Source organism: Nocardia sp. CA-084685, from assembly GCF_050955785.1.
Classification (GTDB): domain Bacteria; phylum Actinomycetota; class Actinomycetes; order Mycobacteriales; family Mycobacteriaceae; genus Nocardia.
Genome location: NZ_CP192094.1, coordinates 5,422,929 through 5,436,989, shown reverse-complemented (window position 1 = coordinate 5,436,989; position 14,061 = coordinate 5,422,929). Strand labels below are relative to the sequence as shown.

The window sequence follows — 14,061 nt, the reverse complement described above, 5'->3', positions numbered from 1 at the left end:
CGCGGTCTCCACCGGACCGATGTGTCGGAACATGCACCGCCACAACAGATCCAGGAAGCTGTCGACGCGGTGCTGCGAGATTACGCCGCCGTCGCGAAATTTCGCTCTGCGATGATGGGCATCACTCGCAGGGCGGCCGCTCAATCACTGGAGCGAAGAACAGATTTGCGCGCAGTCCTGGCGATGGCCACGCTTCCGGCGATCCGGCATGGGTTGGCCGCTTTGCAGCCGAGCCAGCGACGTTTCGTGTTGGGGCTCACGCGGCCCGGAAATGTTGCGCTGCAACCGCTGTCGACGGCGGGCGTCCTCCGGAACGAGCCTGAACGCACCGTTGATACCTTCGTCGGCGCGATAAGCGCGGCAATGAACACGGTTGGCCATGGGTCGGTTGCTGGGCGGGCGCTGTGGTCATTGGCGGGTACCGGCGTCGATTCGTCCAGATGTCCCGAACGGGACCGTTTCCTCGACTGGCTGGCCAATCGAGGAAATGGGACACAGAGTGTTCGTGACTATCTCACGATTCACCGGCTGGATCCGGAGCAAATCGGGATCTGGTTGCGCGAGGTGGGAATTGATCTGTCCGTCATGGACGCTCCAGGCCAAGAGTTCCCCGTGCCGACCGTCGACCGGGCGAGTCCCCGGCTGGAGCAGCGTGCGGCGTGGCTGCAAAAGGTTGACGACTACCTTGGCCTGACCGGGGAGCAGTTGGACGACTTGATCGGCGCGCCGCACGGCACCTGGGCGGCGGGCCGACTGACCACCGCCCACATCCGCGCATTGCTGCGGCGGGTGCCTGCAGCGCGCCCCCACTATCGGGCCTGCGCGGCTCTGGGTTTCGAGTTGCTGAACCGGGGCGCGCCCACCTATCCGGAGGGCTACTACCGCGACGGCGCGTTCCACATCGGCGCATATTTGCAGTACCGCGCCGCGCGAGCCGGGTTGACCAACAGTCGGCTCGGTCAGCTGATCGAACGTGATGCCAATGCGGTGGCCGTGCATTTCGGCAGCCCGGTGGTGCAGGACGTCACGGTCGACAAGTACCTCGAGGTTTTGCCGGCCAACCCCGTGACCAGAGACGAGATCGCCGAATGTTCCGGACGGTGGGGTACTGATGCGATGGTCCTGCCCGCATTCGCGTCCGCCCGCTCCTTCCCCGAATACGTTCGGTACTGGGCACGGCTCAACGGCGAATCCTCGGACGAAGCGGCGCGCGTCTTCGGCCTCAGCGCAACCAGGGCGGCCCGCTACATCAAGGGATTCAAGCTTGCCCGAATCAGACCTATGGATACGGTGCGCCTACGCGCGAGCTACGAACGAATCCTCTACAGGCTGGGGCCTTTCGAAGCCGTGGCCGAAGCGTGGGGCCATGACCCGACCAATGCCGCCGGATCGCCTGCACCGCCTGAGCCGGAATCGTCGACGCCAACACCATTCGTCGCCACTCACTACCTGTGGTCTGCGGGGGCCGACGATGGAGCCGTAACGATATGGCCCGAGCAAGACCGTTTCCTTCGATGGTTGGAGACGCGCACGGAGCAGACACAGAGCATCGCCCGCTATGCCGAGATGCATCTGCTGAGCGACGCCCAAATCGAATTGTTCCTGGACACGGCCGGTCTGATGCGGGCTGACATCGAGCAGGCGGGCGATACTCCGATGTTTCCAGATCCCGTCGGGACAGCCGACGAGTGGTTCCGGGCGGTGCAGGCGTACGTCGGCCTATCCGACGAGCAGTGCGACGATCTGGCGGGCGTACAGCGGGGAACGTGGCGAGACTGCCAGGACAACCCGTGGAAATGGTCTGCGGACATGGCGCGGGCGATCCTGCGGCGGGTGCCGGAAGCGAGACAACGCGGCCCGGAGCTCTACCGTCGCGTGGGCCAGTGGTTCGAGGAGTTCTTCGACGGCGGCGTGCCCGCCTATCCCGAGGGCTACGCCAGCTTCTCCAGCTACGCGGACCATCGCCGCCGGCTGGCAGGCCTGACCTTTTCTGAACTCGCGGACCGCATGCAACGAGTCCACAGCCGCATCGAGAAGCATCTGTCGGAGGGTGCCAAGGCGTCGCCCGAGGACGTGAGCGCCTATCTCGACGCTGTGCCGCAACGCGGCGTGACGGCCGAGGTCGTCGCGGAGTGCTATCCAGATCATGTGCCTCGGCCGACCCGAGTTGTTCCGAGCCCGCATGCCGCCGCGTCGCCCATCGAATACCACGCCTACGTCGGCCGGATCAACCAGATCTCCTCGGACAGGCAAGTCTCGCGTGAGCTGGGTGTGTCGAAAAATTTCGGCGGCCGGAAGGACGCACGGATCGCCCACGCTGTCGTCCGCCGAATGCACGAACACTTCATTGGCAAGACCGGGAAGTGGACTCTCGACGACTGCGACGCGGCCTGGGATTACGACGTGGTCGTGGACTCGGACGGTCACTACGACCTGGCCCCGGACAGCTACCGCGACGGCGGCCCGTGGCTGAAGGCACATCGGCTGCGGACTGAGCTGAGCCAGCGAGTGTTCTGCCGGGTAAGTGGACTGTCCTGGGGATTGATCAAGCGCGTGGAAGCAGGCAGCCAGGCACCCACCATGCCCTGGCTCAGGGACTTCCGCCATGCCACGGGAATGGACGAAACGTCCTTCGAAGCGGGGATCGCGAAGTTCTGGCCGCAACCACACTTCCGCCCGGCCCCATTGCTCGAACGGAGCCGATTCCTGAGACGGATTCTGACCAAACCTGGCTCCACGGAGGACATTGCGCTACGGCAGGAGCTTCGCAACCATTCCGAGACCACTGAGCTGATTGGTAAGGCGGTGCACCACTGGTCGTGGCTGGCAGACCCGGACGCCCTGACCGCCCTCTTCTCCCAGGCCGTCGAGACCGCCATCGACACGCACTTCCCGGACGCATCCTTCGCCGACCACGCGTGGAGGTCGTGCCAAACGGCTGCGATCGGCCTCATCGGCGAGGGCGTCTATGGCGAGTCCGCTGCCGACTTGCACTACACCATCTCGTTGGTCGCCCGCTACCTCCAGTGGTGCTGGGACCGCGAGCGAAGGATTCCTGACACTGCCGAGGTGGCGGCGTCGGTGCGCCGAACCCCCTACAAGGTCGCCCGCGTCCGAGCCCTGATCGAGCCCGATTCCTATCATCGGTTGGCCGCGCAGCGGGCGGGCTTGCATGAGTGGGCGGCGCGGCAGTTACCGGAAGGCTCCGCGCCGGATGCCGCGGACGCTGTGGCCGAATCCGTTGTGACAGAGGCTGAGGGCGTCACCGATGCCGATGCGCTGCGTCGTCTTTCCGGGACCCGACACCCGGATATCACTGACCAGCAGTCACCTGCTGCCGACACCATCCGGTCGGAGACCGATGGAAACCACAGCGACTCCCCAGAGACGGGGCGGTCTGCCGTAACACCCGCAGTCGGCGGGTCGCAACGCCATTCGGCCGATTCACCCCGAGCGAGGATATGGTCGAGTCCATCGATCAGTCCGGAGAAAATAAAGTCCTCGCCGACGTCGTATCTGCCTGATTTATCCGAGAAGATCATGGGCTCGTTCGATGAATGGGATGACATCGACACGGGATTGGGGCCGATTGCGAGATTCGGCCGTCGACACCGCAACTACGAAGACGGAGTGCCCACGCCACCAGTCGTGGAACCCCGGGGCGGACACCTTTATATCCCGGGCGAGGACGGCGACTCGGCGGCGGCCAGGTCACCTGAGATGGAGCAGTCGGCCGGGCAGCTCAATTCCGAAGGACCAATCTCCCTAGGGCGGGTGCTTCTTGATAACTCGCCCTTCCGGTGGTGGTATTTCACCGATGTACTGAATGCTGCCGGCCCCGCCGTGGCAACAGCTGCCGCAGTGGCCTTGTTACCAGACCCGACAAGTGCGGCCGTAGCGGCAGCCGTGGGGGGGATCGCGCAGGTTGCTGGGCTCGATGCCGGATATCGGACCGACCGCTATCGGCGCCGGGCTATCAAGTATTCGGCGTTAGGCGGCTTGGTCGCCTCCAGCGCCTCCGCCTTTTTTGTCGCCTCCGATATACCCTGCCTGGGGCTGGCACTCCCAGTGGCGATGGGGGCTGAAGCGCTCGCAGCCTCATACTTTTTCAACAGCATTCAAGCAGTTTTCCACGATGTTCTCACGCCCGCGCAGCAGCCTGCTGCGAATCGGGCAACGGCAATGCCTATGGGGAGTTTGATCGGTCTTTTTGCCGGTTCCGCACTTGTGGCAGCGCCTTGGCTTCCCATGGAGTTGGATGTCCTCTTGTGGGGGACGAGCTTGGTGGCACAGTGGATTTTGCGAGATTCCCATTCTCCGCAGATACCCAGTGAATCGCAGGGCTTCTTCCATGATGTCCGCGAGGCCGTCCATGAACTAGTCCAGAATAGGCCTCTGTTGGAAGGGGTCGGCGTTTCCGGCCTGAGCAACATAGCCTTTTCCTATTCAACATTCCACGCAGCGTATTATGCAGCACACAACAGTACTCACCCTGGATGGGCCGGCCCATTGCTGGCTGCCTCGGCGGTGGGCGGAGTGGCAGGCATGTTCCTGCCGAAGTGGCTCAAACATTGGATCGACACCGTAGATATCCAGCATCTATATTCGACTACCCTTTTAGGTTCTGCCGGGTTGAGCACGCTCGGTTTGATGTCACACAATCTCATACTGATGGGAGCGCCACTCATCGCGTCCGGGGCATGGCTTGTCAATCTTGCCGGCCGGATTACCACCCACCAGCAAAGAACGGTCCCGCCGCGCATGTACGGCTTAGTGGCCGGCACAAAAGACGCTATTACCGGGGCCACCCTCGCAGGAGGTATCCTCGCGAGTGGTTTTGCAGTGCCGTCACACACTGGCGGCCAATCTGTACGTCTCATACTCCCGGGTGCTTTCGCGGCCGCCTTTGCCGCACAGAGCGGCCACGTTCGACACGAAAGAACCAGAGAGCAGCGCAACCTTGTGCAGTCCGAGGTTCGACGGCTCGATATCACGGATGACGCAGATGAGCGACGCCTGCGCGACACCCATGAGTTCGCTCGCAAATACGTCGCGCCTTATGTCCTGACTCGAGTCGGCGCAATTATCGACGGCCTCGTCGCCTCCGCAGCACAAGATCCCACACCCCGGCTACTGTTCGTCGACCCAGGCCTGAAACACGCTGCTACGGTGCACAATCCAGAAGTCATCCGGAGGCAAGGCAGAACTCGCGAGGTGAAACGGAATCGCCTGCGTGACCTATTAGCGGCAGCACAACGGGAGGACAGCACCGAAGGCGCGGCAGTTGCGGAGCTGACCCGAGTTCTGCATGAGGCGGGACTGCCGGTAGGCGATCCGGACTCCATTCCCGACTTGAGGATTGCGCTGATTGGAATCGAACCGTGCGACGAGCTTTGCCAGGCGCTGTCATCACTCTACCCAGGAGCCCTCTGGCAGGACGCTTCGTTGCTGTCCTTGGATCCCGGACAACACGGTCAAGAACACGCTGTAAGCATGGTGGGCGAGGTGTTGAGAACCCGTCTCGGTCTTCTCGCCCTGCATCGCTATCTGAAGCGTCCCACACTCATAGGAAGGAGGTGGCGTCGAAAGGCCGCTGCGAAGAAGTTTGTCAAGTCTATGGGAACCGGACCTCAGCAGCCGGAACCAGAGCCGTTCTCCGCCAAGTGGACCGCATCTTCGATCGAAGAGCCTGCAATCGACCAGGACGCCGCGGCGGAGTCAGAGACCCAGTCTGCCGTGCTGGCAGATAGGCGATTGACCTTGGATCACGTACGACAGTATATCGAGAAATGGCGTCCGATCCAAGAACGTCAAATCGCTAATTGGCAATTTGAGGTCGAGGTGATTGCCGATCGCCAAGCTAGGGGAATTACAAATTTCGCCGGGATTAAAAGTTCGGATGACATCCTCACGCTGTTCAGGAGATATGATCTTCACGACATGAGCCGCAAGATTAATGTCCTCCAAAAGTTACTGCAAGGCGACGATCTCCGGGCATTGACAAGAGAGGAACGCGAATTACTCGACAGTGCACTGGACGGCGTCGCTCGCGAAACAATTCGCGTGACCACTTGGGAGGATTACTGCAGAAACGACCCAGATGCGATAAGTATTCACGCACTCGAAAGAAAAACATCGTCGCGGTGGATGTCGACTCCACCGGGATTGCTGCGTGAGCGAATGGAGACATTCACGGCTGGGCAGATATGTTTGGTCGACCTCGGCGGACAACTGCTGGGCACCCTGTCAACAAATCGCGTCGACTGGGATGGCGATCCGCATAGCCTCGGCACTCGGAGTGAGATCGCGGGTGCGGAGGGCACATACCGCGATAAATATAGGCCTAGCGGAAACACTCTTTGCATTCTCGAGATGACTATCGCGCCGTACATCTCGCCGCAGCTTGTATGGGAACCGATGATCAATTCCTTGATCGAACTTGCCGGCCGCGAGAATATCGAGCACATCATTGGAGCGTTCAAGCCCTCAGGCTATGCCTTCAGAGTCAGAATGGCACACCACCGGAATGAGCCTTTACCGACTTTTGCGGAGTATGTGGATGAAACCGACGACGATCGAACCCTCGCACACCTCACCGAACGCTTCGATATGCAGGTGCTCAAGATCGAAAACCGCTCCATTCACGTCCCGCTCAGCGCTGTCGAATTCGAGAGTTTCAAGCGATCGGACTGGACTCTGCTCGATACCGGGGATGGCCCTGCGTGGTGGTGCGGCGAGGCGGGACTCATCTATGAGCTCACCGACGGAAATTATGAATATCGCGAGGACCGCGTTTGGGCCCTAATACCCCTACCGGGTACTCGCACCGAGAATGCGCACTCCGACCCCGACCCCGACGATAGCCTGGATCCGGACCCGGCTATTTCACACGTAGCGAATCATGCTGCATTGGAGGGCGAACTCAAGTCCCCCGGTCGAAGAGAGCCGCCGATCGCGGGATCGGTGGAGGGCACGCGCTCTCGGCTCATCGATCCGCGCAATATGAATCTCTACAGATGGGACCCGGACGAGCCGCACAGCGAATACGATCCGCTGCGCGGCCTGCCCAGCCCGGATGACAGGCGTACACGGGAACTCTTGGAAGCGAACGGTATCGACACGCCCGCGCGGCTACTGCTGGAAACCGCGCTGTATGTGGAGGACAAATTCCGGGACATCGCCATCGTGACCCGACACACTCGGCCCGAAACGATCTTCGGTCACAACGAGTGGGCAAGCTATTTGGAAGCTCGGGCCTTCCTCCAGCAGCATGGGGACAACCCGCTCAGCGTCACCGTCCTCGAGGAATTGAGTAGGCGCGTCCGTGCTTTCACCGATCCAGGCGGTGACGTGGTGTACCGGGCCCCCGTACGGATTTCATGTGCGCAATTAGCTTCACCGTTGACTCCTGCACAGATCGCGGTGGTCGCCGAGGATCCGCTGCTGTCCTATGTGCCTCCGTTCGAATGCGGCGAGTACGGTGTTGTGACCTATCCGGAGGTGGAGGGCCGGGAAGGCCGCCGACAGCTTCGTGTGCTGACGAGCGCGCTGACCTCTGCCGAGCTGGCGGCGATCGAGCAGGATCCGCTGAGTTCGTTTGTCCCCTCGTCGGTGCTCGAGGAGATGGAGCCGACCTTCGGGAAATATGAGCACGGCGTCATTCTGTACCCGGCTTTCCGGTCTGCCGCCGACCTGCGACAGCGGCTTCACGCCCTTTGCGATTGGTACAACTACGCCAGATCGATACCCGATTACGACCCAATCGCGGTGGCCGCCAGATTGCAGCGTGACTATGTCGTACTTCATCCTTTCGGTGAATACAGCGGACGGACCTCACGATTGCTGATGAACTGGTCGCTGATGCGGGACGGGCTTTCCCCGAGCGCGATCGACGAGTTCGATGATGACCTCACCACCCGCCCCCCCGAATGGGCTGCACGTGTCCGAGAGGGCGCCGCACGATACCGTGAATGGGAACAGCGCGCCTCGCTGTTGGGACCCGAGCCGGATCCTGTGACCCTGTTCGGCCTGGCCGATCTGCGCGCGGCACTCAGGCTTCTGGACTCGCCGCCTCCGGCTTTCGTAATTGGACAGTTGCATGACGGGCGCAGGTATCAGCTCTTGCTCGAGCAACTCCGCTGGTTGTCCACGCACGGCAATGCGGTAGCGGTTCTGCCGCCGGTCGACGGTCCCAAGGGGACCCTCCCCGCCGAATCGGTGGGGCGCAGGCGCGTGCTCTCCGCTCCATGGACGAGGTCGGATGAGTTGTCTGACGGTGCGGTCGCTCGGCCACACCCAAGCCGACTCTCCGCGCCCGCCACCGATGCTGAGATGATGACGCGGGTCGGCGAGATCCGCCACAAGATGCTTGCTGACCGGGCGTCTTTGCAATCCGCCCTCGATCGTGCATCACTTACCCCCAGGCAACGGGAAGTCGCGGTATTGCGGCTGTTGGCGGGTAGGCGGCGGTGCGACGTGGCGGAACAACTTGGAATTGCCCAACAGACTGTAGATGCACACTTGAGACGTGCCCACGAAGCGTTGGAACCGCTGCTGCCCGAGGGATTCTTGTCTGGCCGCGGCCACTATCTCGATGCGCTGTCGAGCGTCGTATGGGACATGTTGGTGGAGGATCAGGATGCGTTCGTGTGGGCACTGTGTCACCTGAATCCGATGGAGAGACACGATGTTCTGGACAGAATGGAAGGGCTGACGCCCAAGGAGATCGCGTCAGTGCAGGAGGCGGGCGAGCACGCAGTCCGAAGCTCGATCGACCGAGCGGACATGCGCCTGATCGAGTTGTTGCTGTGGCAGCAATTGCAGAAAGACCCAGAAGCGCTGTGGTCGGCGATCCTGAGATTGTCCCCAGCGGGACGGATGCTCATCGACCGGTGGCTGTCTGGGAAGACGCATGCTGAAATCGCGATCGAGGACAGCATCACGGCACATGCCGCCGCCCAATCGATGGCCCACACGCAGGAAAGGATTCTGCGCTCGCTTCCAAGCGTAGGCTCCTCCGGAATCACGCGAGCCGCCGCGGCCGACGACCCCTCGCGTTTCGGTGAGCGGCTGGCGGCTGGCGCGCGCGCGGGCTCGGCACAGTTGCCCGCAGTGTTGGAGTCCGCGTTGGGAGAGGCCGCGTCGGATTGCGTTGCTCTGGATGAGCAGGTGCGACAAAGCACGGTCTTGCTCTATGGCATCGACGATGAGACCCCGTATCTCGCGGAAGACGTGATCGAGCGGAATTGTCGCGGGCCGCTGGAGCGGTTCGAATCCGATGCGCCGGGTCTGCTCGAAGCGGTCACCGCTACGGTGGCGCGGCGCTATCCGCAGACGGAGCCGACGCCACGGGTGCGGGTGGCTCTCGCCCTGCGAGAGATCGTGAGGGAGCAGCGGGCGGCCGGTGCCGCGTTGGCGGCCGGTCAGCACTTCCTGTCCTGGGACGCGCTGCGGACCGCGAAGCTGGAACTGGACCGCGCCATTGCTCGACGAGATCTGTTGCGCCGCTTGAAAGAAGCTCTCGCTGATCCGACACGGGCCCCACCATCCTCGGCGATAGCAGTCCTCGAAGCTAATGCCGCTGCACGCGCGGCCGCGCTGACTGCGCTCGATGAAGCTGTCGCCTGGTCCGAGCACCTACCTGGACGCGAGGCCACCCTCGATGATTGGTTTGACGATGCGGTAGCCCAAATCATCGGGTTGTTGGCCCGTGATGCGGATCGGTTGGCCGGGGCCGATGGGGTACCGGCGGTACAACTGCGGCTGCGGATACAACAGCGCCAAGCCACTCTCACCGAGCTCATCGCAGCAGTCGTCGACCTGCGTGCCGCTAGCCAAGGGCTGGATGAGGCGCTGCGACTGATCGTGGGCGGTGATGCCGAAATAGTCACCCGCTCACCAGCGCACGGTGCGCATGTCCAGCCCTACCCGGACATCCCGCGGAAACTCGGTGGTCGGGACCTGGTTCCGCCCAGCATCATGCGCGGCGATGCGCGGGAATCCGACAGCCAGGGCGACGGGTCCACTGAGCACCCGGCTGAAGGTGTTGGGCCAAATGATCGTCTGCCGGAATTTGTCAGGATTGTCGGGGATCCCTCCAACCCGAAGGGCGACATCGCCGAGGTGCCCGACCAGCCTTTCGGCACCGACGCCGACCGGTTCTTCGACCTCGACACAGCTCGGGCCGATGTCCGTGAAAGGGAATCGAAGGGGGCGCCGGCACCCGGACCGTCTCCGACAGGATCCCCACCCCTCACCGACCGCACGGCCCCTCCGACAGCACGCCCTAGCGACAGCGCGAGCGCACCGAAAACGGTGTTGCCCGCCAGGAAAAACGCGCGCCGGAAACTCACCGTCACCGCCCGGCTGCCAAAGGGCGAGTCCGAGGTCGACGACACACCTCCACCACCCGAGCCCGTCCTACAGCTCACCATTGCCGACGACGGCCGAGCTGACGACGACCGAGCCGATCTGGAAGTGCACGGAATGGAACGCGGAGTGGGTAGCATCGGCATCCGGACGTACTTTCCCGCCGTCGCTGCGCTGCTGGCGCACCTTGGGAACACACGTTCTGGCGCAGTCGCACTGCTGGAGAGCGGCCCGCCGCATCGGCGAAGAGGCGCGAGCCTCCAACCGCCCTTCATGCTGGCCAGCGTGCACGGCACGGTCTTCATAGTGCAGGTAGGTACCTCCATCAAATACGTGCCCGTCAACACCGACGAGCCGTGCACAGTTGTGTTCTATCCCGCCGCCGACGAAGACACACACCACCAGCTCACCCACGGCGGCTTGGTCGTGGCAGAGGTGCCGGACAGCGATTTCCTGGACCACCACGCCGCGCCGCCACGCGAGGCACCGAGGACCGTCTCCGTGCAGGACCGGCGCCGGGCAGCCCGTCACCTCGTTCACCGGCTCCAGGTCATCGCCGACCGCGCGACACATCTGCTTGGTCTCGAGCTCGGCACGCCCATCCACGCGGTTGTGGCCCAGGCCAAGAATTCCACTGACCCCGACAACGCGCTGCACACTGCACTGCTCGCCGACCTGCAGCGCTGCCTCGTCGCGACCGACGCACTGCATCGCGTGGACATGGCCGGCCGAGGACTGCTGGAGGCGCGCCTACGCCGCGGCCACGCGGAAGCACGCCGAAGCACGGCGGACACATCCGAGGAGTCGCGAATGTGGGACCGGCTGCGCGACAAGGCGGCGGCCGTGGAAGCCGAACGCCTCGCCGACCTGGAGGACCTGTTGTCAGTCGGGGCGCTGTCTGGAACGACCATCACGACAACCTCCGTCACGCACGACCCATTGTTCGCCGTCCAGCAGACATTGGCGGATCTGCACGGCTTGGATGTGTTCCCGGTGCCCGGACGTCACCTGGAGGCGCCGGCCATGACCGAACGTGAGCTGCTTGCGGAAGCGGATGCATTCGTCCGTTCCCTGCTGAGCACGGCTCACGTGACGTACCTGCTGAGGGTGCAGCTGGGGCCGGGATCCTCGGTGATCGTGCTCGACGCCGACGAAGATCCCTATGTGCTGGTCAACAAGGGCAATGCAGTCCTGAAGATCGACCCATGGACCGGCGAACCACACCTCTTCGGCGATCGACCGCTACTCGCATCGGCGCGGGGCCTGTTCTGCGACCCGTCGGGGAGACCCATCGTCCCGCACGGCATCGACCGCATGGCCGGCAACATCGCCGACGACACCACTTCCCGACAGCAGCACCCAGATCCTCAAACCCGTCGGTTGAAGGACGCCTTGCTCCCCCCGGTTGCGCCGACTCTCCTCGACCGCGACAGGGCCATGGCTATCTGGGCCGAATCCGGCAGGCGAATGACCCAGCTGCACCACTCGGCCGACCTGGACCAGTTGGCCTACGTGGGCGAACTCCACCTAGTGACGGAAAACAGGCAGCTGCCCACGCACTCGATCAAGGTGCGGCCCGGTTACAACGTGATCACGACGATGTCGGATCTGCCGCCTGGAACCCGCCTGTACCTGGCGTCGTCCGGAAATCACGGGGTCGCCTATGCCGCGGCGGCACAACAACGTGATACCCCGATCACCATTTTCGTTCCCGCCGGTTGTCCTGCGTACAAGACCGACGTCCTACTCGGCTACGGCGCGCAAGTCCGATGGGTCGCGGCCGGGGGGGAGGTGGTCGCAGTCGCTGGGGGCGAGCACGGTGCGGAGGTCCAGTGGATCGGCGATCCCGGAGACCCCAGGGCCGCGAGTTGGAACGACGCCGACGACGCGTGCCGGCAAGCGGCAGACCTGGCGGGTGGGCTGTACATGGACGTCACGTCGGCCCAATCCGTGGCTGCGCAGGGCACGGTTATTCCGGAAATACTCGAGCAACTGTTCGACATCGACTACATCGTCGTTCCCGGGGGCGGTGGCATGGTGGCCTCCGCCGCCGAACTACTAGAACGGCACAACAAGTTGTGGGGGACGAACGTCAAGATGCTCGTGGCCGTAGCGGAGCAGGCACCCGGCATCGCGGAGTCGATCGTCGCCGGAGCACCTGTCTCCAGCAAGACCTCCAGCATCGCCAATGCCATCAACGTAAGCTCGCCCGACGGCCATCTGTGGCCGATTATCTCCAGGCACGTCGCCGGATTCATTCCAGTGCCGGACGAATGGATCTTTCGCACCCAGATGGCACTGGTGGACCATCTCGGCGAACCCATCGAGCCCGCAGGCGCCGCGGCGATGGCGGCACTGATCGGCTATGAGGGCGAGGTCTTCGACGTCCTTGGCAACATCATCGACTTGCGCCACAGTCGGGTTGCGGCGGTGATCACCGGCGGCCTGCCCGGCTCCGACCATCCACCGGACCACGATCCGGCGGATTCGGATCACCACACGGTCCGATCGCACAAATGGACATCACCCGTGCCCAATGTGTTGTGGGGCGACTTACTGCACATTTACCAACAGCAGCACGTGCTGTCACCAGAGAAGGGCACGGTGTGGCCTATGGTGATCAACCTGGCAGAACCAGTCTTAGGTATGGACCGAGCGACGGCTCAGGTTTCAGCCATGTTGCGGCACTGGCCATGGAAGCAGCGACTCGCAGCGACGGCGATGGCCCGCCGATTGGTGATCACGGCGTATGCGAACCAGGAGCCGGCGATGTTGACCATGAGTTTAGCGGAAACCGGCAATTCGGCGCATCTACGTATGTGCTACACGGCCAAAACTCTTCCCTCCGACCTGTCGCTCTCCAATTCCCGCCCGCCCAACGCTGAACTAAATAACTTCACTTGGGCAGTGACCCTTGGGTACGAATCCCCGCAATGGCATCGACACTGGGGTCGGGAAGAATTCACCACTGACGCCCCGCTCCCGGCCCACCTGCACGCCGCAGCCCTGCACGCGCTGTTCATAATGACGCGGGGCCGAACGGAAGATATCGGGAAACCAGTTTACGCGGGCATCGTCGCGATGGCGCGGCGCCTGCTCGCGACCGGCCCTATGACCAAGGCCGAATCCCGGCGGCGCAAAACTGAATTGGCCGAATGGCAAAATCTGACCCTCGACGAGCGAGCCGAACTCGTCACAGCCCTGCCGAAGTTGGCCGGGCTCCGCGGCGGTCCCGACATCTTAGCCAGGCACCTCGCGAACGACGCCATCAGATCGCTGGTTGTCGCGGCCCTCGACCAGGGGAAAGATCTGTCCGCGACGGATCGGCGGCGCTTAGCTGACCTCGCGACACTCCCCACCGCCATGCTGGAAGCATCCGCATCGGCGGCCTCCCAGCTGGGTGACGACGTCGCATCACTGAGCCAATGGTCGGTGCGACCGTATGCGTATCCTGACAGCGCGCAGCTGACGATCGCGATCGGGGACCCGAATTTCACCCGGCACGAACAACTCCCGCTCGCGGAACGGCGGCAACGACGGCGTCGCCTCGTCATCACGATAGTCGACGTCAGTGAGGAGTCGAGTTCGACTACCTGGGATATCGGCTCGGAACTGCACAGGGCACTCCTCGAGCATGCGGCGGACCAGAAACTCGACCCAGATTCGAAAGTCGCGTACTTGGTCATGTTCTGA

Annotated in this window: 1 protein-coding gene (cut by a window edge); it reads left to right on the top strand. The window is 63.1% G+C overall.

The features are described 5' to 3' along the window. A protein-coding gene (locus tag ACQP2U_RS24415) for a pyridoxal-phosphate dependent enzyme (protein ID WP_433709615.1) crosses the window boundary here: on the top strand, nucleotides 1-14,061 show its end. Its footprint begins 33,354 nt before the window's first position; 14,061 of the gene's 47,415 nt are visible here — the last part of the coding sequence; its start codon lies off the left edge, out of view; the stop codon is at nucleotides 14,059-14,061.